The organism is Streptomyces sp. NPDC042638 (assembly GCF_040647235.1).
GTDB lineage: Bacteria > Actinomycetota > Actinomycetes > Streptomycetales > Streptomycetaceae > Streptomyces > Streptomyces rameus.
This window is the reverse complement of the sequence record NZ_JBEZBT010000035.1, coordinates 61,337-83,864: the sequence shown is the minus strand read 5'-3', so window position 1 is coordinate 83,864 and position 22,528 is coordinate 61,337. Positions and strand designations below refer to the sequence as shown.

24 protein-coding genes and 1 pseudogene are annotated in these 22,528 nt (G+C 72.5%); 15 read left to right on the top strand and 10 right to left on the bottom strand.

The window, feature by feature from the left end; genetic code table 11:
- The first annotated feature begins 114 nt into the window (after nt 1–114).
- Nucleotides 115–960 (top strand): potassium channel family protein, encoded by an 846-nt coding sequence (locus AB0B40_RS25495; protein ID WP_345047073.1) that lies wholly within the window; start codon nt 115–117, stop codon nt 958–960.
- 96 nt (nt 961–1,056) lie between these two features.
- Here the strand turns inward: AB0B40_RS25495 and AB0B40_RS25490 are convergent, their stop codons facing one another.
- The gene (locus AB0B40_RS25490; RefSeq protein WP_345047105.1) at nt 1,057–1,362 is read right to left on the bottom strand and encodes a small hydrophobic protein; all 306 of its coding nucleotides are present in this window, start codon (nt 1,360–1,362) and stop codon (nt 1,057–1,059) included.
- Between the two features lie 239 nt (nt 1,363–1,601).
- Nucleotides 1,602–3,221 (bottom strand): MFS transporter, encoded by a 1,620-nt coding sequence (locus tag AB0B40_RS25485; RefSeq protein WP_362265731.1) that lies wholly within the window; start codon nt 3,219–3,221, stop codon nt 1,602–1,604.
- A 114-nt stretch (nt 3,222–3,335) separates the two neighbouring features.
- Here AB0B40_RS25485 and AB0B40_RS25480 point away from each other — a divergent pair, with 114 nt between their 5' ends.
- The 3 genes from AB0B40_RS25480 to AB0B40_RS25470 all read left to right on the top strand — a co-directional run bounded on the left by AB0B40_RS25480 (nt 3,336) and on the right by AB0B40_RS25470 (nt 6,257).
- On the top strand, nt 3,336–3,962 hold the full coding sequence (locus tag AB0B40_RS25480) for a TetR family transcriptional regulator (protein ID WP_362265729.1): 627 nt from the start codon (nt 3,336–3,338) through the stop codon (nt 3,960–3,962).
- Between the two features lie 162 nt (nt 3,963–4,124).
- A complete protein-coding gene (locus AB0B40_RS25475; RefSeq protein ID WP_362265727.1) occupies nt 4,125–5,342 on the top strand; it encodes an alpha/beta hydrolase in 1,218 nt (405 codons plus the stop codon).
- Between the two features lie 66 nt (nt 5,343–5,408).
- On the top strand, nt 5,409–6,257 hold the full coding sequence (locus tag AB0B40_RS25470; RefSeq protein WP_345047080.1) for a DUF4429 domain-containing protein: 849 nt from the start codon (nt 5,409–5,411) through the stop codon (nt 6,255–6,257).
- Between the two features lie 14 nt (nt 6,258–6,271).
- Here the strand turns inward: AB0B40_RS25470 and AB0B40_RS25465 are convergent, their stop codons facing one another.
- Together AB0B40_RS25465 and AB0B40_RS25460 are read right to left on the bottom strand one after the other, a co-directional pair.
- Nucleotides 6,272–7,288, bottom strand: a complete 1,017-nt coding sequence (locus tag AB0B40_RS25465) for an aldo/keto reductase (RefSeq protein WP_345047081.1) — start codon at nt 7,286–7,288, stop codon at nt 6,272–6,274.
- Entirely contained in the window at nt 7,285–7,749 is a 465-nt protein-coding gene (locus tag AB0B40_RS25460; protein WP_345047083.1) for a MerR family transcriptional regulator, read from the bottom strand. The genes AB0B40_RS25465 and AB0B40_RS25460 overlap by 4 nt, the downstream gene beginning before the upstream one ends.
- Before the next feature lie 96 nt (nt 7,750–7,845).
- On the opposite strand from AB0B40_RS25460, the gene AB0B40_RS25455 reads away from it, so the two are divergent.
- Nucleotides 7,846–8,322: a GNAT family N-acetyltransferase gene (locus tag AB0B40_RS25455; protein ID WP_345047084.1), complete on the top strand. Its 477-nt coding sequence runs from the start codon at nt 7,846–7,848 to the stop codon at nt 8,320–8,322.
- A gap of 19 nt (nt 8,323–8,341) precedes the next feature.
- Nucleotides 8,342–9,163 (top strand): serine hydrolase domain-containing protein, encoded by an 822-nt coding sequence (locus AB0B40_RS25450; RefSeq protein WP_362265724.1) that lies wholly within the window; start codon nt 8,342–8,344, stop codon nt 9,161–9,163.
- A gap of 25 nt (nt 9,164–9,188) precedes the next feature.
- Here AB0B40_RS25450 and AB0B40_RS25445 read toward each other — a convergent pair whose 3' ends face one another.
- Entirely contained in the window at nt 9,189–9,845 is a 657-nt protein-coding gene (locus AB0B40_RS25445) for a pirin family protein (protein WP_345047106.1), read from the bottom strand.
- A gap of 84 nt (nt 9,846–9,929) precedes the next feature.
- On the opposite strand from AB0B40_RS25445, the gene AB0B40_RS25440 reads away from it, so the two are divergent.
- From AB0B40_RS25440 to AB0B40_RS25420, 5 genes are all read left to right on the top strand, one after another.
- Nucleotides 9,930–11,135: a helix-turn-helix domain-containing protein gene (locus AB0B40_RS25440; protein WP_345047086.1), complete on the top strand. Its 1,206-nt coding sequence runs from the start codon at nt 9,930–9,932 to the stop codon at nt 11,133–11,135.
- A gap of 89 nt (nt 11,136–11,224) precedes the next feature.
- Nucleotides 11,225–12,172 (top strand): ACP S-malonyltransferase, encoded by a 948-nt coding sequence (locus AB0B40_RS25435; protein WP_362265733.1) that lies wholly within the window; start codon nt 11,225–11,227, stop codon nt 12,170–12,172.
- Between the two features lie 16 nt (nt 12,173–12,188).
- Nucleotides 12,189–13,220 carry a ketoacyl-ACP synthase III gene (locus AB0B40_RS25430; RefSeq protein ID WP_345047089.1) on the top strand — a complete coding sequence of 344 codons (1,032 nt, stop codon included), beginning with the start codon at nt 12,189–12,191 and terminating at the stop codon, nt 13,218–13,220.
- Between the two features lie 80 nt (nt 13,221–13,300).
- Nucleotides 13,301–13,549, top strand: coding sequence for an acyl carrier protein (locus AB0B40_RS25425; protein WP_018545314.1), 249 nt, complete (start codon nt 13,301–13,303; stop codon nt 13,547–13,549).
- A 107-nt stretch (nt 13,550–13,656) separates the two neighbouring features.
- A complete protein-coding gene (locus AB0B40_RS25420) occupies nt 13,657–14,928 on the top strand; it encodes a beta-ketoacyl-[acyl-carrier-protein] synthase family protein (protein WP_345047090.1) in 1,272 nt (423 codons plus the stop codon).
- 81 nt (nt 14,929–15,009) lie between these two features.
- Here the strand turns inward: AB0B40_RS25420 and AB0B40_RS25415 are convergent, their stop codons facing one another.
- Nucleotides 15,010–15,504 (bottom strand): DUF3145 domain-containing protein, encoded by a 495-nt coding sequence (locus tag AB0B40_RS25415; RefSeq protein ID WP_345047091.1) that lies wholly within the window; start codon nt 15,502–15,504, stop codon nt 15,010–15,012.
- A gap of 257 nt (nt 15,505–15,761) precedes the next feature.
- Here AB0B40_RS25415 and AB0B40_RS25410 point away from each other — a divergent pair, with 257 nt between their 5' ends.
- Complete coding sequence (locus tag AB0B40_RS25410) at nt 15,762–16,646, top strand: SGNH/GDSL hydrolase family protein (RefSeq protein WP_345047093.1); 885 nt, start codon at nt 15,762–15,764, stop codon at nt 16,644–16,646.
- A 150-nt stretch (nt 16,647–16,796) separates the two neighbouring features.
- Here the strand turns inward: AB0B40_RS25410 and AB0B40_RS25405 are convergent.
- Nucleotides 16,797–17,008: pseudogene (locus AB0B40_RS25405) on the bottom strand (hypothetical protein); the annotation flags it as partial.
- Between the two features lie 164 nt (nt 17,009–17,172).
- Here AB0B40_RS25405 and AB0B40_RS25400 point away from each other — a divergent pair.
- The gene (locus AB0B40_RS25400) at nt 17,173–18,444 is read left to right on the top strand and encodes a pyroglutamyl peptidase (protein ID WP_362265721.1); all 1,272 of its coding nucleotides are present in this window, start codon (nt 17,173–17,175) and stop codon (nt 18,442–18,444) included.
- Here the strand turns inward: AB0B40_RS25400 and AB0B40_RS25395 are convergent.
- The gene (locus AB0B40_RS25395) at nt 18,434–19,249 is read right to left on the bottom strand and encodes an EI24 domain-containing protein (protein ID WP_362265718.1); all 816 of its coding nucleotides are present in this window, start codon (nt 19,247–19,249) and stop codon (nt 18,434–18,436) included. The two genes, AB0B40_RS25400 and AB0B40_RS25395, sit on opposite strands and share 11 nt — an antisense overlap.
- Nucleotides 19,250–19,289: 40 nt before the next feature.
- Nucleotides 19,290–19,727, bottom strand: coding sequence for a MarR family transcriptional regulator (locus tag AB0B40_RS25390; protein ID WP_345047098.1), 438 nt, complete (start codon nt 19,725–19,727; stop codon nt 19,290–19,292).
- A gap of 89 nt (nt 19,728–19,816) precedes the next feature.
- On the opposite strand from AB0B40_RS25390, the gene AB0B40_RS25385 reads away from it, so the two are divergent.
- A complete protein-coding gene (locus AB0B40_RS25385) occupies nt 19,817–20,845 on the top strand; it encodes an NADP-dependent oxidoreductase (RefSeq protein ID WP_362265716.1) in 1,029 nt (342 codons plus the stop codon).
- A 95-nt stretch (nt 20,846–20,940) separates the two neighbouring features.
- Nucleotides 20,941–21,360, top strand: coding sequence for an organic hydroperoxide resistance protein (locus AB0B40_RS25380; protein WP_345047102.1), 420 nt, complete (start codon nt 20,941–20,943; stop codon nt 21,358–21,360).
- Nucleotides 21,361–21,478: 118 nt separating this feature from the next.
- Here the strand turns inward: AB0B40_RS25380 and AB0B40_RS25375 are convergent, their stop codons facing one another.
- Nucleotides 21,479–22,462 (bottom strand): hypothetical protein, encoded by a 984-nt coding sequence (locus tag AB0B40_RS25375; RefSeq protein WP_362265714.1) that lies wholly within the window; start codon nt 22,460–22,462, stop codon nt 21,479–21,481.
- Between the last annotated feature and the right edge of the window lie 66 nt (nt 22,463–22,528).

Genomic DNA, 22,528 nt, shown 5'->3' with positions numbered 1-22,528 from the left:
AGGTCCTCGGCGCCGGGGAAGTACGGCAGCAGGTGGGTGAGGCCGTCCAGGTCGGCTCGGCGGGCCGTGGGCTCGAGTGTCCGCCGAGCTTACTCTTTCTTTACGATTGTGTTCATGGAGCGACGGTCGGCGCAGACGCGGTGGGAACAGCACACGGAGCGGCCGCTGTTGGCGCTCGCGATAGCCTTCGCCGTCGCGTACGCGGTACCGATCGTGGACGCTTCCGCCGGTCTCTCCCTCACGACCACGTGCACGGTGGTGGAGTGGGTGGTGTGGGGGGCGTTCGCCCTGGACTACCTGGTCCGGCTGGCGCTCGCCCCACGGCGCAAGGAGTTCGTACGACGGCACTGGCCGGACCTGGGCGCGGTGGTGCTGCCGCTGCTGCAGCCGCTACGGCTGCTACGCCTGGTGTCCACGTTGCTGCTGGTGGGCCGGCGGGCGCGGATGGCTCCGCAGATCCGGCTGACCACCTACGTCGTCGGGGCCGTGATCGGGCTGCTGATGTTCGGCTCGCTGGCGGTGCTGTCCGTGGAGCGGGAGTCCCCGCGCGGAAACATCCGGACCCTGGGCGACGCGGTGTGGTGGTCGTTCACGACGATGACGACCGTGGGGTACGGGGACCACGCGCCGACGACCGGGCTCGGGCGGATGATCGCGGTCGGACTGATGCTCTCGGGGATCGCGCTGCTGGGTGTCGTGACCGCGAACATCGCCGCGTGGTTCATCTCGCGGTTCGAGAAGGACGACGTGGAGGAGCGGCGGCAGACGGAGGCGATCGCCGCGCTGACCGAGGAGGTGCGGCTGCTGCGGACCGAGGTGGCCCGGCTGACGCGGCCCGCCGGGGAGGCGCGGGGAACCGTGCGATCGGCCCCCCACGCCCCGTCAGCCGGCGAACACCCTCCGCGCGACGGCGCGGCGCCGCCCGCCGGAGCGACCCGGCGGCGCGACGCCGTCGGCTAGGGCCCCTCATGCGGATCATGCCGGGCTCGCGGGCCCGGGCATCGCGCCTGCACCAGCCTGGTCCAGCCCGGTGCGGCCTGATCCGGAGGGAAGGCCCTAGAGCAGGCCGTGGCCCCAGGTGGCCGCGCCCGCCAGGGCGATGACGGCCAGCAGTGTGTCGATCGCGCCCAGGATCAGGGCCACCAGGGCCGGGACGTCGCGATCGCTGGACCACCTGCGTCCCATCGACTGCCAGCCGCAGAACATCGCGACGGGACCGAGCACGATCCCCAGCGCGAAGAAACCCGCCACCGCGCAGATGGCGCCGATGATCCCGAGCGTTGCGCGGTCCGGCCCGGTCCGTTGCCACGTCCGGCCACGCGACCGGGGGTACCCGCGCGTTCCGTGCCCGAAGCCTGCCATCATCAACTCCCTGGGGTCTTGGGACAGTTCGGCTTCGGTGTGCGGGTACCCCGGTTCCGCCGGGGCAGACCTGCGCGCGCTGCCCCCCTCCAGCAGCGCGCGCCGCGGCCCAGTGGTCCTCCCATGTCCTGCGGAGGACTTGACCCACTGTGACCTGCGGCGCGCGCCGGGTGCCAGCGATCTTTAGCGGAGTCATCCTGATAGGGGAACTCCGCCGGAAAAGGGCAGGGAACGGGGCGTCAGATGTGGCCCGCGCTCGCGCCGGCCTCCGCGTTGGCGCCCCGCTTGGTGAGCAGGGCGACCAGGACGGCGACCGCCGCCACACCCGCCGCCACCAGGGAGGCCAGGCTCATGCCGGAGATGAAGGTGTGGTGGGCCACTTCGGTGATCTTCGCGGCGACCGGTGCCGGGGTTCCCTCGGCGACGGGTGCGACGCCCTGCTGGACGGCCTCGGCCGCCTGGTGCAGCTGCTGCGGGGGCAGCTTCGGCAGCCCGGCGCCCGCCCAGTTGTCCGCGAGCGTGCTGTCGACCTTGGAGGCCATCACCGCGCCGAGGACGGCCGTGCCCAGGCTGCCGCCGATCTGCATCGCCGCCTGCTGCAGACCGCCCGCCACGCCGGACAGCTCCATGGGGGCGTTGCCGACGATGACCTCGGTGGCGCCGACCATGACCGGCGCGAGGCCGAGACCGAGCAGGGCGAACCAGACGGACATCAGCCCGCTGCCGGTGTTCTCCTCGAGCGTGGACATGCCGTACATGGCGATCGCGGTGACGGCCATGCCGCCCGCCAGCGGGATGCGCGGGCCGAGCTTGGTGATCATCGCCCCGGCCAGCGGGGAGCCCACGATCATCATGCCGGTCAGCGGCAGCAGGTGCAGGCCCGCGTCGATCGGGCTCATGCCGTGCACGTTCTGCAGGTAGAAGGTGACGAAGAAAAGTCCGCCCATGAACGCGATGGCCATGAGGACCATCAGGACGACACCCGCGGACAGCGGGACCGAGCGGAACAGCGCCAGCGGGACCAAGGGCTCACGCACCCGTGTCTCCCAGAAGGAGAAGAGGGCGAAGCCGACGACCGAGACGACGATGAACAGCCAGGTCCGGCCGTCGCCCCAGCCCCAGGCCGGAGCCTTGATGAGCGCCCAGACCAGGCAGAACATCGCGCCCGAGAGCAGGACGATGCCGAGGATGTCGAAGGAGCGGGGGGCGTTCTCGGCGCGGTGGTCGCGCAGGATCAGCGAGCCCATCAGGAGGGCGAGCGCGCCGACCGGCACGTTGATGAAGAACACCGACTGCCAGTTGACGTGCTCGACGAGGACTCCGCCGAGGATCGGGCCGCCCGCGGTGGACGCGCCGATCACCATGCCCCAGATGCCGATCGCCATGTTGAGCTTCTCGGCCGGGAAGGTGGCCCGCAGCAGGCCGAGCGCGGCCGGCATCAGCAGCGCGCCGAACAGGCCCTGGAACACGCGGAAGGTGACGACCGCGGCGATGCTGTGGGAGAGGCCGATGCCCCCGGAGGCCGCGGCGAAGCCGGTCACACCGATGAGGAAGGTCTGCCGGTGGCCGAAGCGGTCACCGAGCTTGCCCGCGGTGATCAGGGAGACCGCCAGGGCCAGGAAGTAGGCATTGGTGATCCACTGCAGCTGGGCCCAGCTGGCGTGCAGGTCCCTGCCGATCGCCGGGTTGGCGATCGCCACGATGGTGCCGTCGAGGGCCACCATCATGACCCCTACGGCGACGGTGAGGAGAGTGAGCCACGGATGGCCGCGCAACCCCGCGGCCGGGGCCGGCCCCGACGGGGCTGCGGACGCTCTGTCCCCCGGCCCCGTGGTGTCGATGGTGGTCTGACTAGTCATACACCGAGGCTAGTGACAGCCACTGACAATTGACAAACCATTTCACAAGTCGCTTACTGACACGTCACCGGCCCACAGGCCGGCCGAAGGAACGTGCACGGAAAAGAGGGGCCATTGGAGACGCTGCGCGAGCGCAAGAAGCGGCGTACCCGGGAGGCACTGCTGCGGGCCGCTCTCGAACTGTTCACCACCCAGGGGTACGAGCGGACCACCGTCGACGAGATCGCCGAGGCCGTCGACGTCTCCCAGCGCACCTTCTTCCGCTACTTCGCGGGCAAGGAGGACGCGGCCTTCGCCGTCCAGGCGATGACCGAGGAGGCGTTCGTGGCGGCCGTACGCGCGCGCCCGCCGCACGAGGCGCCGATGAAGGCCCTGCGGCAGGCGTTCCTGGAGGGCTGGGACACGATCCGCGAGACCGTCGAGTCGGTCGTCCCGGTCGAGCTGCACCTGCGCATGTACCGGACGGTCGAGTCCACGCCCGCGCTGCTCGCCGCCCATCTGCGCCGGTCGGCGGCGACCGAGGAGACCCTCGCGCGCGTGCTGGCCGAGCGGGAGGGCGTCGACGTGGACACCGACCCGCGGCCCCGGCTGGCGGTGGCCGTGTTCGGCGGGGTGATGAGAGTCACCGAAAGGTACTGGTGCACGAGCGAGGACTTCGGCCTGGAATCGATCCGTACGCTCACCGTGGCGTACCTCGATCAGGTGGGTTCGGCGCTCACGGGAAACTGGCGTACCCCCTGAGGCCGTTGACACACCGTCCGGCGGAGCGCGGGCGCGGGCTCGCCGTGGACCGCGACGCGGGTCCGGCCCGGTCCGCCGGCACCGTGTCCTCCGTTCACCGAAACGTGATCCCTGTCACTCAGTTACCTCGAGACCCGCTCGTTCTCCTAGTGTGTCCTCCCAGTGACTTCCTTCGACACCTCCCCGCAACTCAACGTCTGGCGCGCACTGCTCGCGCTGGCCGTCGTGTTCGTGATGCTCGCGACCACCGGCTGGACCGCCCTGCACACGCACCGGGAGACCTCGGCGCTGCAGTCCTCGGTCGCCGAATGGGAGCACGGCCGCCTGCACGGCCTGCGGCTGCCGGACCCCGAGGCCGCCCCGGCGCGCCTGAGCCGCTACTTCGCCTCGCTCACCCCCCGCGACCGCGCCCGCCTCGCCCACCGCTATCCGCTCGCGGTCGGGAACATGAACGGCGCGCCCGTCTCCCTGCGCTACCGGGCCAACCGCGTCGCGCTGGAGCAGGCCCGCGAGGTCGAGCACGAGCGCATGCGCGACAGCCGGCTCAGCTCGGCCGGCCGGCAGGACGCGGGCCGCCGGATGCACCGCTACGAGTCCCTGCTGGACCCCGGCCGGCAGATCCTCGCCTTCGACCCCGAGGGCTCGGGCCGGGTCGCCGAGGTGTTCGGCAGCCTCGCCTCGGCCGAGCGGATCTCGGTGGTCGTCCCCGGCGTCGACACCGACCTGCTCACCTTCCAGCGGACCCACCGCCGCTACAGCGCCCCGGTCGGCATGGCCAAGGCGCTCTACGCGGCCGAGCGCACGGCGAGCCCCGGGACCCGTACGGCGGTGATCGCCTGGGCCGACTACACCTCCCCCGCGGGGCTCGGGGTGGACGCGGCCACCGGCCTGCGCGCCGGGGAGGGCGCCGTACGGCTGAACGCGCTGCTGCGCGCCCTGCCGGGGCGGTCCCCGGTGTCGATGTTCTGTCACAGCTACGGCTCGGTGGTCTGCGGGGTCGCCGCACGCGGCATGCCCCGCCGGGTCACCGACATAGCGGTGGCCGCGAGCCCCGGCATGCGCGTCCCCAAGGCCTCCTACCTGGGCACACCGGCCCGGGTGTGGGCCATGCGGGACGCCAGCGACTGGGTGCAGGACGTGCCCTATCTGGAGCTGGGCGGACTCGGCCACGGCGCCGACCCGGTGTCCGCCGGGTTCGGGGCGCGGGTGCTGTCCGCCCGGGACGCCCAGGGGCACAGCGGTTACTTCCAGCCCGGCACGGACAGCCTGCGCAACCTCGCCGACATCGGCGTGGGCGCGTACGGCGCGGTGACGTGTGCACGGGAGGACGATGCGTGCCGGTCCGGTCTGTCCGGCACGACGACGGCCGGACGCGCGTAGAAACAGCAGGAAGTGCGGTCTGCGCGGGTGGCGACGGAGGAGCACGTGCCGCATACGATGAGCCGCATGGGTGACGTACTGGCGGGTTTTCATGCCGTATGGGAGTTCGAGTCCGACTCCGTGCTCATCCGTTACGAACGGGGGATTCGGACACCGAAGCTGTTCCAGACCCTCGGCGAGCGGCGGATCCCGCTGTCCGCGGTGGAGGGCGTGACCCTGGACCGGGGCAAGCGCGGCACGGTCGTCCTGCGCCTGCGGCCACGTCCGGGCGCCGATCCGCTGATGGAGGCGGCCGACGGGCAGCTGAAGGAGGGCTCCGATCCGTACCGGCTGGTTCTGCCGGCCGAGCGGGAGACCCTCGCCGAGTACTACGCCGACGAGCTGAGGGGGCTGCTGACCGAATCCGGCCCCGCCGAGCGGCACCTGGTGGCGCCGCCCGAGGCGCCGCTGCACTTCAAGGCGTACGACGCGAAGGCGTCCTTCGACGGGACCTCCGTGCACTTCCGCTGGTCCTGGACGGGGGCGTCCTCGGCGAAGTGGAAGGCCGGCGACCAGAGCTTCCCGGTCACCGACCTGAGCGGACTGGAGTGGCGGTCACCGGAGGTCTTCGAGGGGCACCTGCGGCTGATCAGGCGGTCGGCCGGCCCGGCGACGTCCGTGCAGCCCGACCAGGATCCGGCGACGGTGGTGTTCGGACTCGGGTACGGGCCGGTGCACGAGTCGCTGCCGTTCGCCGCGGCGGTCCTGGCGGCCGTACGCGCCCGGGGGCCGGTAGCGGCGGTACCGGCCCCGTCACGGCGTGACCCGGCCGACATCGCCGAGCGGATCCGGCATCTCGGCGAGCTGCACCAGGCCGGGCTGGTCACCGACGAGGAGTTCGCCGGGAAGAAGGCCGAGCTGCTGGCCGAGCTGTAGCCGCTCCGGTCCGGCTACTCCCGTCCCGCGGAGACGAACGCCATGTCCGCGTAGCGGCTGCCCGCCACCTTGGCGGCGATCGGCTCCAGCCGGGCCAGTTCCCCGTCGGTCAGGGTGAGGGCGGTCGCGGCGGCGTTCTCCTCCACCCGGCCCGGCTTGCGGGTGCCCGGGATGGGGACCACCGTCAGGCCGTCGACCGCCGCACGCTGGTGCACCCAGGCCAGGGCGATCTGGCCGGGGGTGGCGCCGTGGGCCTCGGCGATCGCGCGGACCGGCTCCAGCAGGGCCGCGTTGGCGGACGCGTTGGCGCCGGTGAAGCGGGGCTGCATGCGCCGGAAGTCGTCGGCTGTGAGGTCCTTCTCGGCGTCGGCGAAGGAGCCGGTGAGGAAGCCGCGGCCGAGCGGTGAGTACGGCACCAGGGCGACGCCCAGGTCGCGCGCGGCCGGGACGACCCTGGCCTCGATGTCGCGGCTGAACAGGGACCACTCCGACTGCACGGCCGCGATCGGGTGCACGGCGTGCGCGGCGCGCAGTTCGTCGGCGGTGACCTCGCTCAGGCCGAGGTGCCTGACCTTGCCCTCACGGACCAGGTCCGCCATGGTCCCGACGCTCTCCTCGATGGGGACGTGCACGTCGCGGCGGTGCATGTAGTACAGGTCGATCACGTCGACGCCGAGCCGCCGCAGGCTGGCCTCGACGGCCTCGCGGATGTAGGGCGGGTCGTTGCGGATGACCCGCTTCGTCGGATCGTCCGGGGGTATGGACAGGGCGAACTTGGTGGCGATGACCACCTCGTCGCGGTGGGCCTTGAAGAACGGGGACAGGAACCGCTCGTTCTCCCCGGCGCCGTAGGCGTCGGCGGTGTCGTAGAGCGTCACGCCGAGTTCCAGCGCCCGCTCCAGCGCCGCCCGCGCCTGGTCCGTGTCGGTGGGGCCGTACGCGAAGCTCATGCCCATGCAGCCGAGCCCCTGTACACCCACCTCCGGGCCCTGCTCGCCGAGCCGTGCAGTCGCGATCCTGGCGTCGGTCATCGCGTGTTCCCCTCCGTCGCGTAGAAACTGATCTTCCGGTCGAGTACGGCGAGCGTGTCCCGCAGTTCGGCGACCCGGGTCAGGACGTCCCGGCGGGTCGACTCCAGCAGGGCCCGCCGCTCGTCGTACGTGTTCTCGCCCTCCCTGACCAGTTCCGCGTACCGGACCATGTCCGCCACCGGCATCCCGGTCAGCCGGAGCTTGGTCACGAAGTCCAGCCAGTCCAGGTCGCGGTTGCTGTAGCGCCGCTGGCCGGTGTGCGACCGGTCCACGTGCGGCATCAGGCCGATCCGCTCGTACCAGCGCAGGGTGTGCGCGGTGAGACCGGTGAACGCGACGACCTCGCTGATCGTGTAGCGGTCCTGGCCGTCGGGGCGGGGATGGCGCCGCGCTGGCGCGGAGCAGATGTCGGCGGGAGTGGCGGGCTCGGTGGCCGTCGGCGTGGTCTGCATCACCGTCATGCCCCCACGCTATGACCTTGGAGTGCACTCCAAGCAAGCCGCTCAGGTAAGAAATGCGCAGGACCCGGACCTGGGCGGGTGGTTAGCGTGCCGCCCATGAGTCTCGTACGCCGGGCCCGGCCCGGGGATGCCGCCGAAGTGTTGCGACTGCGCCAGGTGATGATCGACTCCATGGGGAGCGCGGGAGGTTCCGGGCCGGCCGACTGGCACGCCCGGTCACTGCCGACGCTGCGGGAGCGGCTCGCCTCGGAGGACGGGGAGTTCGCCGCGTTCGTCGTGGACAGCCCCGACCGGCCGGGGGCGCTGGCCGCACTGGTGGCGGGGACGGTGGAGTACCGCATCGGCAGGGCCGGCAATCCGCGAGGGCGCGTCGGGCACGTCTTCAGCGTGGCGACCGACCCGGACGCCCGGCGCCGGGGCTACGCGCGCGCGTGCATGCAGGAGCTGCTGGCCTGGTTCCGGGCACGCGGCGCCGGGCACGTGCTGCTCAACGCCACGCCGCAGGCCGAGCCGCTGTACGCCTCGCTCGGCTTCACACGGGATCCGGACCCGTCGATGCGGCTGCAGCTGTGAGCCGCATAGGCTCGGACCCATGTCGTTGCAGAGCCTGGCGCTGATCGAGAACTGGCCCGTCCCCACCGCCGCGGCGGGCGTCGTACGAGCCGACGGGACCGTCCTCGGGACGCACGGTCCCGTCGGGCACCGCTTTCCGCTGGCCTCCGTCACCAAGCCGCTGGCGGCCTACGCGGCGCTCGTGGCGTACGAGGAGGGGGCGGTCGAGCTGGACGAGCCGGCCGGTCCGCCCGGGTCGACGGTCCGTCACCTGCTGGCGCACACCTCCGGGCTGGCCTTCGACGAGCACCGGGTGACGGCTCCGCCCGGGGAGCGGCGGCTCTACTCCAACGCCGGGTTCGAGCAGCTCGGGGACCACATCGCGAAGGCCACGGACATCCCGTTCGCGGAGTACCTGCGCCAGGCCGTGCTGGAGCCGCTGGGCATGACGGCGACGTCGCTGGAGGGCTCGCCCGCGAAGGACGGGGTGTCGACGGCCGGGGACCTGCTGCGGTTCGCGGCGGAGGTGCAGGCGCCGAGGCTGCTGGACCCGCGGACGGTGGCGGCGGCGATGACCGTGCAGTACCCCGGGACGAAGGGCGTGCTGCCCGGGTTCGGGCACCAGAACCCGAACGACTGGGGGCTGGGTTTCGAGATCCGTGACGGCAAGTCCCCGCACTGGACCGGGACCTCGTCCTCGCCGCGCACCTTCGGGCACTTCGGGCAGTCCGGTACGTTCCTCTGGGTCGACCCGGACGCCGGGGTGGCCGGGGTCGCGCTGACGGACCGCGCGTTCGGGCCCTGGGCGAGCGAGGCGTGGCCGGTGTTCACGGACGCGGTGCTGGCGGAGCTGCGCGGCTGACGGGCGCCCGGACTCCGCTCCTCGGCTAGGACGCCGTCATCTCCCACAGCAGCAGTTCCGCCGCCGTCACCCCGACCGCCTCCGTGCCCTTCGCCCCGGTGATCCGCGCCGAGTCCCCGGGGCCCAGTTCCTCCCCGGCCAGCCGGAGCCGCCCCCGCACCACGTGCGCGTACAGGTACGCCGCGTCCGGCACCGCCGTCCGCTCCCCCGCTCCCAGGCGGCGTACGTGCAGCATCGCGCCGGCGGCCGGAACCGCGTAGGGGGTGGAGTCGGCGATGCCGGGGACGAGTGCGTACGAGGGGGTGCCGCCCGGTTCGCGCGGGGCCAGCCACATCTGGACGAAGGTCAGCGGCTGCGCGCCGTCGTTGCGCTCCGCGTGCCGCACGCCGGCCGCCGCGCTGAGGTGCTGGACGTCCCCGGGGCGTACCCGGCTCTCGTGGCCGGCGGAGTCGCGGTGGGTCAGCTCGCCCTCGACCACCCAGGTGACGATCTCGGTGTGGCTGTGCGGGTGTTCGTCGAAACCGGCGCCGGGGGCCAGCCGCTCCTCGTTGCAGGCGATCACCGCGCCGAAACGGAGGTTGCCGGGGTCGTAGTGCGGGCCGAAGGAGAAGGCGTGGCGGGTGTCGATCCCGGCCTCCGGGTCCCCGCCCGGGTAGCGCTCACCGGCGCGCCGTACGTCCATCACGGACACCACGGTAACCGCGGACCGGCGTCCGTCATGACCCGGCAGCGCACCCCGGCGTCCGGATAAGGCAGTCTTGTCCCCGTGCCCGAACCCGAATCCCACAGCGGAGATCCCGCAGCCCACGCCGTCCATCAGCACTCCGCGACCCTGAAGCGGCTGGAGAAGTCCTCCGGGAGTCTCGCCGCGCAGGCCATCGCGCGCATGGACGAGACCCTGCCGTGGTACCGGGCCATGCCCCCGGAGAACCGTTCCTGGATCGGCCTGGTCGCCCAGGCGGGCATCGCGGCCTTCACGGAGTGGTTCCGGCGGCCGGACGCGCCCCAGGCGATCTCCACGGACGTCTTCGGGACGGCGCCGCGTGAGCTGACCCGGGCCATCACGCTGCGGCAGACCGTGGAGATGGTGCGCACCACGATCGAGGTCATGGAGTCCGCCATCGACGAGGTGGCGGCCCCTGGGGACGAGAGCGTGCTGCGTGAGGCACTGCTGGTGTACGCCCGGGAGATCGCCTTCGCCACCGCCCAGGTCTACGCCCAGGCCGCCGAGGCACGCGGTGCCTGGGACGCGCGGCTGGAGTCGCTGGTCGTGAACGCCGTGCTCAGCGGTGAGGCCGACGAGGGGGCGGTGAGCCGGGCGGCGGCCCTCGGCTGGAACTCGCCCGAGCACGTGTGCGTCGTGCTCGGGACCGCGCCCGACGGGGACAGCGAGCTGACCGTCGAGGCCATCCGCCGGGCCTCCCGGCACGCCAAGGTCCAGGTGCTGACGGGGGTGCTCGGGGACCGGCTCGTCGTCATCGCGGGCGGGAGCGACAATCCGCTCGCCGTCGCCCGGTCGCTGATCGGTCCGTTCGCCGCCGGGCCGGTCGTCGCGGGCCCCGTCGTGCCCGACCTGCTGGCCGCGACCCGGTCCGCGCAGGCCGCCGCGGCCGGGCTGAAGGCGTGTTCGGCCTGGCAGGACGCGCCGCGGCCGGTGCTGGCGGACGATCTGCTGCCGGAGCGCGCCATCGCGGGGGATCCCGGCGCCCGTGAGCAGTTGGTGGAGGAGATCTACAGACCGTTGGAGGAGGCCGGCTCGGCGCTCCTGGAAACCCTGAGTGTGTACCTGGAGCAGGCGAGCAGCCTCGAAGGCGCGGCGAGGATGCTCTTCGTTCACCCGAACACCGTGCGCTACCGGCTCCGACGTGTGACTGACGTCACCGGCTGGTCACCTTCGGATGTACGATCCGCGTTCACACTGCGGATCGCCCTCATCCTGGGGCGTCTGGCCGACGGTGATCCCTCGGCATAGGGTTTTGTCGGGGGCCCACAAAAGCCCTTCCCGTTCTTCGTCCCTGTCCCCACGGGCGGCCGTGCCCGTCCCCAAGAGAGAGTGTGAGAGTGCTCGTACTCGTCGCTCCCGGCCAGGGCGCCCAGACGCCCGGCTTCCTGACTCCCTGGCTCGACCTGCCCGGTGCCGCGGACCGTATCGCCGCGTGGTCGGACGCCATCGGACTGGACCTGGTCCACTACGGCACCCAGGCCGACGCCGACGCCATCCGTGACACCGCCGTGGCCCAGCCGCTGCTGGTCGCCGCCGGCCTCCTGTCCGCCGCGGCACTCGGTGACATGTCCGAGATCGCCCCCGGCGCGGTCGCGGGTCACAGCGTCGGCGAGATCACCGCCGCCACCTTCGCCGGCGTCCTCGACGACACGGCCGCCCTGGGTCTCGTGCGCAAGCGGGGTCTGGCGATGGCCGACGCCGCCGCGGTGACCCAGACCGGCATGGCGGCGCTGCTGGGCGGCGACCCCGAGGTGACCCTCCCGCACCTGGAGAAGCTGGGCCTGACCCCGGCGAACATCAACGGTGCGGGCCAGATCGTCGCCGCGGGCACGCTGCAGCAGCTGGCCGCGCTGGAGGAGGACAAGCCCGAGGGCGTCCGCAAGGTCGTCGCGCTGAAGGTCGCCGGAGCCTTCCACACCCCGCACATGGCCCCCGCGGTCGAGACGCTGGCCAAGGCCGCGGCGGAGCTGTCGCCGGCCGACCCCCGGATCCCATACGTCTCCAACAAGGACGGCCGGGCCGTCGCGTCCGGCGCCGAGGTGCTGGAGCGGCTGGTCGGCCAGGTCGCCAACCCGGTCCGCTGGGACCTGTGCATGGAGACCTTCCGGGAGCTGGGCGTCACCGCGCTCATCGAGGTGTGCCCGGGAGGCACGCTGACCGGCCTGGCCAAGCGGGCCCTGCCCGGTGTCAGGACCCTCGCTCTGAAGACCCCCGCCGACCTCGACGCTGCCCGCGAGCTCATCGCAGAGGCGTCAACGCCTGCCGCCGACGCGGCGGGCGCCTGACAAGGAGCCCGAGAGCATGTCGAAGATCAAGCCCAGCAAGGGCGCCCCGTATGCGCGCATCCTCGGCGTCGGCGGCTACCGGCCGACCCGGGTGGTGCCGAACGAGGTGATCCTCGAGACGATCGACTCGTCCGACGAGTGGATCCGCTCGCGCTCCGGCATCGAGACCCGGCACTGGGCGGGCCCCGACGAGACCGTCGCCGCGATGTCGATCGAGGCCTCCGGCAAGGCGATCGCCGACGCCGGCATCGACGCCGAGCAGATCGGCGCCGTGGTCGTCTCGACGGTCTCGCACTTCAGCCAGACCCCGGCCATCGCCACGGAGATCGCCGACAAGCTGGGCACCGCCAAGGCCGCCGCCTTCGACATCTCGGCCGGCTGCGCGGGCTTCGGCTACGGCCTCACCCTCGCCAAGGGCATGGTGGTGGAAGGTTCCGCCGAGTACGTGCTCGTCATCGGCGTGGAGCGGCTGAGCGACCTGACCGACCTGGAGGACCGGGCGACCGCGTTCCTGTTCGGTGACGGCGCCGGCGCGGTCGTGGTCGGCCCCTCGAAGGAGCCCGCGATCGGCCCGACCGTGTGGGGTTCCGAGGGCGACAAGTCCGGGACGATCAAGCAGACCGTCTCCTGGGACCGGTTCAGGACCGGCGACCTGTCCGAGCTGCCGCTGGACAGCGACGGCAACGTCAAGTTCCCCGCGATCACGCAGGAGGGCCAGGCGGTGTTCCGCTGGGCCGTGTTCGAGATGGCGAAGGTCGCCCAGCAGGCGCTGGACGCGGCCGGGATCAGCCCGGACGACCTGGACGTCTTCATCCCGCACCAGGCCAACGTGCGGATCATCGACTCGATGGTGAAGACACTGAAACTGCCGGAGCACGTCACGGTCGCCCGTGACATCCGCACCACCGGCAACACCTCGGCCGCCTCGATCCCGCTCGCGATGGAGCGGCTCCTGGCGACCGGGGAGGCGAAGAGCGGCGACACCGCGCTCGTCATCGGATTCGGGGCGGGTCTCGTCTACGCCGCCACGGTCGTTACCCTCCCCTAGGCACTCCGTGCCGGATCATGCGGTCCGGCACGGATACAAATGCCACAAACCGTCTGGATATCTAAGAAGGAGCGCCTGACATGGCCGCCACTCAGGAAGAGATCGTCGCCGGTCTCGCCGAGATCGTTAACGAGATCGCCGGGATCCCCACCGAGGACGTCCAGCTGGACAAGTCCTTCACCGATGACCTGGACGTCGACTCGCTGTCCATGGTCGAGGTCGTCGTCGCCGCCGAGGAGCGCTTCGACGTGAAGATCCCGGACGAGGACGTCAAGAACCTCAAGACCGTCGGCGACGCGACCGACTACATCCTCAAGCACCAGGCCTGAGCCACCCTTTAGGCCGCAGGCTGCAAGGCCCCGCCACCCGGCGGTGGCGCCGTAATCCCCGCGTACGCGGGGGTAGTCCTCCCGTATCCGTTGGAGAAAGAATTCCCGTGAGCCCGACCAATCGCACCGTGGTCGTCACCGGTATCGGCGCAACCACACCGCTGGGTGGCGACGCAGCCTCGACCTGGGAAGCTCTGATCGCCGGCACGTCCGGTGTCAAGCCCCTGGAGCAGGAGTGGGCGGCCGAGCAGGCCGTCCGTATCGCGGCCCCGGTCGCCGTGGAGCCCACCGAGGTCATCCCGCGGCCGCAGGCCCGCAGGCTGGACCGTTCGGCGCAGTTCGCCCTGATCGCCGCTCAGGAAGCCTGGAAGGACGCCGGTTTCACCGGCAAGGCCGGTGAGGACGGAAGCGTCGACCCGGACCGGCTGGGCGCCGTCATCGCCTCCGGCATCGGCGGCGTGACCACGCTGCTCGACCAGTACGACGTGCTCAAGGAGAAGGGCGTCCGCCGCGTCTCCCCGCACACCGTCCCCATGCTGATGCCGAACGGCCCCTCGGCCAACGTGGGCCTGCTCGTGGGCGCCCGCGCGGGCGTGCACACGCCGGTCTCCGCGTGTGCCTCGGGTGCCGAGGCCATCGGCTACGCCATCGAGATGATCCGCACCGGCCGCGCCGACGTCGTCGTCGCCGGCGGCACGGAGGCGGCCATCCACCCGCTGCCGATCGCCGCGTTCGGCAACATGATGGCGATGTCCAAGAACAACGAGAACCCGCAGGGCGCGTCGCGTCCCTACGACGTCGACCGCGACGGTTTCGTCCTCGGCGAGGGCGCCGGCGTGCTCGTCCTGGAGTCCGCCGAGCACGCCGAGAAGCGCGGCGCGCGCGTCTACGCGGAGGCCGTCGGGCAGGGCATCTCCGCCGACGGCCACGACATCGTGCAGCCGGAGCCCGAGGGCCGCGGCATCTCGCACGCGCTGCAGAACCTGCTGGACAACACCGACCTGGTCCCGGCCGAGATCGTGCACGTCAACGCGCACGCCACCTCGACGCCCGCCGGTGACATCGCGGAGCTGAAGGCGCTGCGGAAGGTCTTCGGCGACGACGCCGACCACATGGCGGTCTCCGCCACCAAGTCGATGACCGGTCACCTGCTCGGAGGCGCGGGCGGCGTGGAGTCGGTCGCGACGGTGCTCGCGCTGTACAACCGGGTGGCGCCGCCGACGATCAACGTCGAGAACCTCGACCCCGAGGCGGAGGCCAACGCCGACGTGGTGCGGGGTGCGGCGCGCAAGCTGCCCGCCGAGGGCCGGATCGCCGCCCTGAACGACTCGTTCGGCTTCGGCGGCCACAACGTGGTGCTGGCCTTCAGGAGCGTCTGAGTCCCTGACGTCCGACGGCCCGGTCTCCGCGAGGGAGACCGGGCCGTCGCCGTCGGGGGCGGACCATCCGGGGAACGGAAGTCAGACCACCTGGTGCAGCCAGCGGACCGGGGCGCCCTCGCCCGCGTACCGGAAGGGCTCCAGCTCGTCGTCCCAGGGCTTGCCCAGGAGCTTGGAGATCTCCGCTTCGAGGTCCGTCTCGCCGCGCTGAGACCGCGTCAGCGCCGCGCGCAGGCGGTCCTCGGGGATCAGGATGTCGCCGTGGATGCCGGTGACGGCGTGGAAGATGCCGAGGTCGGGGGTGCAGCTGTAGCGCTCGCCCTCGGCGGTCGGGCAGGGCTCGGCGGTGACCTCGAAGCGCAGCAGGTGCCAGCCGCGCAGGGCGGAGGCGAGCTTGGAGGCGGTGCCGGCCTCGCCCTGCCAGGAGAACTCCGAGCGCCAGGTGCCGGGGGCCGCGGGCTGCCGGATCCAGTCGAGGCTGACGCGCGTGCCGAGCACCCCGGCGACGGCCCACTCGACATGCGGGCACAGCGCGCGCGGCGCGGAGTGCACGTACAGAACTCCACGTGTCGTCACCGGAACCTCCGGGCAGAGCGGGACATCTTGCGGACTGGCTGGGCGGCAGTGGCACGACGGCCGCGTTGATGGCGAGGCTACCCTGCGGCGGCGCAAGGAGTGTGACGTACCGTCGGTCCCGGTGCCAGGAAACCGCCGCCATTCACCCAGGGGGACGCTTGTACGGGGGTGCGCCGTTCCCTGGCGCGCCGTGCGGGAACCCTCGCACGTTGTCATGTCAGTGAGTGCCGGAGCGTCGAGCGAGGGGAACACCAGGGATGCGGAAGCGAGGCCACCGGGTACGAGCCGTGCTCGCCGTCGTGGCGGCCGTGGTGCTGGGGGCCGCCGGATGTGACATCGGGGGCGGGAGTCCGCCGCGGCCGGAGGGTACGAAGGCGCGCGCGGCCCGGCCTCCGGTGTGGGACCGCAGCCCGGACTCCATCGCCGCGGTGGGCGACTCCATCACGCGCGGCTTCGACGCGTGTACGGTGCTGTCGGACTGCCCGGAGGCGTCGTGGGCCACGGGCGGCGACGCCCGGGTGGACAGCCTGGCGGTACGGCTGCTGGGCGTGCCGGGGGCGGCTGAGCACAGCTGGAACTACGCGGAGACCGGGGCCCGCATGGCCGACCTGCCGGAGCAGATGGAGCAGGCCGCCTCCCGCGGCCCGGAGCTGGTGACGGTGATGGTGGGCGGGAACGACGCCTGCCGGTCCTCGGCGTCGGCGATGACCTCGGTGGCCGACTTCCGCGCGGACTTCGAGGACGCGATGGCCACCCTGCGCTCGACGCTGCCGAAGACGCAGGTGTACGTGTCGAGCGTGCCGAACCTGAAGCGGCTGTGGTCCGAGGGCCGGACGAACATGCTGGGCAAGCAGGTGTGGAAGCTGGGCATCTGCCCGTCGATGCTGCGCGACGCGGACGACATGTCCGGCGCGGCGGTGCTGCGCCGGGACAGCGTGCAGCGGCGGGTGGTGGAGTACAACAAGGTGCTGAGGGAGGTCTGCGCCAAGGACCGCCGCTGCCGCTTCGACGGCGACGCGGTGTACGACTACCGCTTCGGCACGGACGAGCTCAGCCGCTGGGACTGGTTCCACCCCAGCAAGGACGGCCAGGCCCGGCTGGCGGAGATCGCGTACCGGAGGATCACGGCGAAGAACCCGTGACCCGGCTCACTCACCCGCGGGACCGGGCGCCGGCCCGCGCTGCCGGGCGCCGGCCCGTGGGGCGGTGCGAGCCCCGGCCCAGGGGTCAGGTCCCGGACCGGGGCTGCTCGTGGGGGGACTTCGACCCCCGTGCGCGGGGGCCGTCCCGGATCAGACGTTAATCGGCGCGGTGAGCCGGCGGCCGGCGATCGAGCGTCCGACGGTGATCTCGTACGAACCCTTCACATACGTCCATACCCCCGCCGTCTCGTCCCAGACCTCGAAGGCCCGGAGCGTCCCGGCGGGGGGAGGCAGACCTGGACGACCTCCCGGCCGGGCCGTCCGCCGGTGTCGCGGACGCGGACGCGGACCGTGGTGCCCTCGACGTGCAGCGACTCGCAGGCCCAGTCGGTTGCTCGTTCCGCGGCTTCCCCCGGCTGCCGGGCGGTACCGCGCAGGCACCATGGCGCGGGCCCGTCCGTCACGCCATACTGCCGCCGTCCACCCGCCCCACGCACCCCACAGCGATGGAAGGACGCGAAGCCCCTTGACGTACCGACGTGTTCGCCTCGGTGTCCTCGGTCTGGCCCTGTCGGCCGCCCTGTCCGTCCCCCTGTCTCCCGCCCCCGCCTCCGCCGCGCCTTCCGCCGGCCCTTCCCCGACCACCGAGGAGCAGCGGCTCGACCGGGCCGTGCCGCGGGAGATCCTGCGGCGCTCCGGATTCGACGACGTCGCACCGGAGTTCGGCCGGGCGCTGGCACGGGCGCACTCCTACGCGCAGGCCCGCCGCGTCGTCGTACGGCAGGGGTCGGCGCTGTGGCGGCGGGCCGTGGAGCGGGCGCAGGGGCGGGGGCCGGCCGGGGGTGACCTGAGCCGCGACGACGACCGGCCGCTGTACTGGGCGCGGCTGGGCATGACCCGTGAAGTGCGCACCTGGCGGCCCGGGTTCGGGCTCTCGGACGCGCGGCGCGGCGCGCTGCTCGACCGGTTGGAGCAGACCTCGCGCGGGCAGAGCGACATCCGCTATCCGGGCGGGGGGCACCTGCGGCGCGTGCTGCTCACCGGCTTCGACCCCTTCACGCTCGACCGGGACATCCGCATCTCCAACCCGTCGGGGGCGACCGCGCTCGCGCTCGACGGCACGGTGATCCGGACGGCGGCGGGCCCGGCGCGCGTCGAGACCGCCGTGTTCCCCGTGCGCTGGCAGGACTTCGCCGAGGGCACGGTGGAGCGGACGCTGCGGCCGTACCTGCCCGGCGTCGACCTGTTCACGACCGTGAGCCAGGGACGCGTCGGCCGGTTCGACATCGAGCGCACCAACGGCGCCTGGCGGGGCGGCTTCCCGGACAACGACGACGTCTCACGGACGGAGACGGTCCCGGTCACCGATCCGGCCACGCAGCCCCAGTGGACGAGCACCACCCTGCCGTACGCCGCCGTCGTGGCCGCGCGGACGGGCCCCTTCCCCGTCTACGACCACACCGAGGTGACCGAGATCCCGGCGGGCGGCGGAGATCCCGTCGTACGGCCGGACGGCCCGACCGCCGGTTCGACGGCCCGTGCCGGGGGCGGCGGCGACTACCTCTCCAACGAGATCGCCTACCGGGCCACCTTGCTGCGGGACCGGCTCGGGCTGCACGGCACCCTGCCGGGCGGGCATGTGCACACGCCCGTCCTCGTCTTCGGCCCCGGCAACACCGACCCGGCGACCGGCACGGTCACCGACCCGGAGTTCGTGAGGAACCGGCTGGACATCATCGCGCAGGTGCGGTCGATCGTGACGGTCGCGCTCGGGGCGGGTGCCCGGGTCACCGGGTGACGTCCTCCGTGCCGGGACGGCCGCCGGGGGCGCCGGGGGCGGTGGCGCCGTCGGCGGCGCTCTCCTCGCCCAGCAGGTCGCGGGCGAGGAGCGTGGCGCCCGCGACCGCGCCCGGCATCAGGAACACCGCGACGAACGGGACCAGGAAGGCCAGGCCCAGGGGGGTGCCGAAGCCCCATACCAGGGTCTTGCGGGAGCGCAGCAGGGTGAGCCGGGCGCGCAGGTCGACGCCCCGGCGCTGCATCGCCACGGCGGCGAGTTCCTCGGTGAGGAAGAAGCCGGTGACGAGGAAGCCGATGACGGGTACGACGGTCTGCCCGACGAAGGGCAGGAACCCGAGGGCGAAGAGCAGCACACCCCACACTCCGGCGCGGACCAGCACGCGCAGGCTGTCCCGGGCCGAGACCCACAGTTCGCGCCAGAGCGGGAGGTCCGAGCGGGCGGCGGCGCCGTCGGGCGACACGTCGGCGTCGACCCTCTCCGACAGGTTCTCGTAGAAGGGCTGGCCGAGCAGCAGGGTGACGGCCGTGAACGTCAGCACGGCCAGCAGCAGACCGAGCGCGAAGAGGACGGCCGTCAGGAAGCCGCGGAACAGGCCCTGCCAGGGGCTCGCCCAGCCGTCCGCGAAGGGGGTCGCCCAGGTGACCGCGTCCTCACCCCACACGGCGAGCGCGACCAGCGCCGCCGCGTACAGCACCAGGGTGATCAGGCCGGGCAGCAGCCCGAACCCGAACCGGCGCCCGTGCCGGACCACCCACCGCTGGCCTTTCAGCAGATAGCCGAAACCCGCCCCGAGATCACGCATGGCGAGGACTCTACTGGCTCGCCGTGTCCGCCTCGAACGTTCAGTCGGCCAGCATGCGGCTCAGCAGGTCCCGCAGGGAGCGTCGCTCGTCCTCCGACAGGCCGGCGAGCGGTTCGCGGGCGAAGTGGAGCCCCTCGCGCAGGTCCCGGGCCACCCGGCAGCCCTCGTCGGTGGCGGCGGCCACCTTCACCCGGCGGTCGGCCGGGTCGGGGCGGCGCTCCACCAGGCCGCGGGACTCCAGGCGGTCCACGATCCCGGTGACGTTCGACGGCTCGCACTTCAGCTTCTGCGCCAGCTTGCGCATGGGCAGCGGCTCCAGCGAGAGCAGGCTGAGGAGCCGGGCCTGCGGTCCGGTCAGCGCATGCTCGCCCGCCGCCTCCTCGTAGTCCGCGTAGAAGCGGGCCACGACGTCACCGATCAGCTCGACGACCTCCATGGTGAGGGCGTCGGGACGGCGGGGCTTCGATGGGGTGGACATGCCCACCAGAATACCCGGTTACTTGACATCCTGAAATATTCAGGCGCATGGTTGTTTCAGGTACTGAAGTAAATCTGAAAGGCTCTGTCATGATCAACCGCGAGTGGCACCTGCTCAGCCGTCCCGTCGGCTGGCCGAAGCCCGAGGACTTCGCCCTGGTGGAGGCGCCGGTCCCGACCCCGGGCGAGGGCCAGGTGCTGGTGCGGAACAAGTACCTCTCCGTCGACCCGTACATGCGCGGCCGGATGAGCGCCGCGAAGTCCTACACCGCCCCCTTCGAGCTGGGCAAGGTCATGCAGGGCGGCGCGGTCGGCGAGGTGATCGAGTCGAACGCCGAGGGCATCGCGGTCGGCGACCACGTCCTGCACTTCCTCGGCTGGCGCGAGTACGCCGCGGTGGACGCGAAGAACGCCGTCAAGGTGGGCCCGACGGCCATCCCGGCCGTGACGGTCGACCCGGAGGCCGTGCCCCTGTCGGCGTACCTCGGCGTCCTCGGCATGACCGGCCTGACCGCCTACGCCGGCCTGCTGCGCACCGCCTCCTTCAAGGAGGGCGACGTGGTGTTCGTGTCGGGCGCGGCCGGCGCCGTCGGCAGCCAGGTGGGCCAGATCGCCAAGCTCAAGGGTGCCTCCCGGGTCATCGGCTCGGCCGGGTCCGACGAGAAGGTCAAGCTGCTGGTGGACGAGTACGGCTTCGACGCCGCGTTCAACTACAAGAACGGCCCCGTAGCCGAGCAGCTGCGCGAGGCGGCGCCCGACGGCATCGACGTCTACTTCGACAACGTCGGCGGGGACCACCTGGAGGCCGCCATCGGCTCCCTGAACCAGGGCGGCCGGATCGCGGTCTGCGGCATGATCTCGGTCTACAACAACACCGAGCCCGCCCCCGGCCCGAGGAACCTCGCCCGGCTGATCCAGACCCGCGGCCGGATCGAGGGCTTCCTGGTCGGCGACCACTACGACCTGCAGCCGCAGTTCGTCCAGGAGGTCGGCCCCTGGGTCGCCTCGGGCGCGCTGAAGTACCGGGAGACCGTGGTCGAGGGCATCGAGAACAACCTGGAGGCGTTCCTCGGTGTACTGCGCGGCGACAACATCGGCAAGATGGTCGTCAAGCTCTAGCCTTCACGGCGTTTTCGGCATGCGGTAACTTCTTTCCGAAATCTGCCGTCGATCGTGGGCGCGAGTCACGGCGGACCGAGGAGGAAGACAACCGCATGCCCATCACGCAGTCAGACGTCCTGTACACCGCCGTCGCCACCGCCGAGAACGGCCGCGACGGCCGGGTCGCCACCGACGACGGCAAGCTCGACGTCGTCGTGAACCCGCCCAAGGAGATGGGCGGCAACGGCGCCGGAACGAATCCGGAGCAGCTGTTCGCCGCCGGATACAGCGCCTGCTTCCAGGGCGCGCTCGGAGTCGTGGCCCGGCAGGAGGGCGCCGACATCTCCGGCTCGACCGTCACGGCCAAGGTCGGCATCGGCAAGAACGACGACGGCTTCGGGATCATCGTGGAGATCTCGGCGAACATCCCGAACGTCGACGAGGCCACCGCCCGGGAGCTGGTCGAGAAGGCTCACCAGGTGTGCCCCTACTCGAAGGCGACGCGCGGCGACATCACCGTGACGCTGGTCTGACCTTCGTCGTTGCTACATCGGCAGCCGCACCCTTGGACGTGGGGTGCGGCTGCCGCCGTCTGCACGCGGCCCGCTCCCGCTCACGGCGGTGGTGCCGCAGGGTGCGCGGGGGCGTGGATCAGGTGCACCACCACAGGAAGCGGTCGCAGTGCTTGCTGGGCGACGGCTCGGGGGTGGGCTCGGCGGACGTCGGGGCCGCGGTCGGGGTGGCCGGCTGCGTGGCGGTCGGAGCGTCGGGGGTGGTCGCGGTCGCACCGGACCCCGTCGGGGCCGACTGCTGCGCCGCGCCGGTGGACCGGGCGGAGGCGGAGGCGGAGGGGGACCCGGAGTCCTCGCCCGTCGGGGAGGCGGAGGCGGACCCGGAGGCCGAGGCGTCCGGGGAGGCGGACCCGCCCCGGCTCGGGGTGGTGCCGGAGGTGGCGCCGATCGGCTCGGCCGTGCGGTCCGGCGCGGTGGTGGTGGCGCCGCCGCTGTCCGCCGCCGTGTTCCCGGCCGGGGCCGGGGTGTCGCTGGAGAAGGGCGAGAAGGGTGCGTCCTTGCCCAGTTCGGCGAGGCTGAGCCCCCCGGCCGCGAGCACGAAGCCGGCCGCGATCAGCAGGGTGCGGCGGCGCCGGCGGCGGTGCACGGCGGCCTTGCGGTCCCGCCGGCTGCCGGCGGCGCGGGCCTCGGCACGGGCGGCGGCGCGCCGGCCGACGGGCGCGTCCTCCCCGCCGGGCTCGTGGTCGCCCTCGCCGCTCCCCCCGGGTCGGTGCGGCTCGCCCGGCCCGGCGGTCCCGCCCGCCGCGTCCGCTCCGTCCACTTCGCCCGCTTCATCCGGGACACCCGGCGTGCCCGTTGCCGCGCCGAGTCCGTCGTGACCGGCGTACGGATCGCCGTACGGGTCCCCGTACGGCTCGTCATGCCGCTCGTCGTACGACCGCTCGTACGGGTGACCTCCGTACGACACCGACGGTTGCGCGAGACCCTGCTCGTACCCGTGCGAGTGCCCGTGCGCGGCCGGCGCAGCCGCCGCCGGGACGGCGAGCCGGTCGGCCGGAGTGCCGCACCCGGGACAGGCCAGGGCGCCGTTGAGGTGCCGTCGGCACGGGGGGCAGTAGTCCATGACGCGGGAAGACTAGAGTCCACAAGGGTCCGGTTCCAGGCGCTGCTGTGAAGGTTTCGTGCGAGG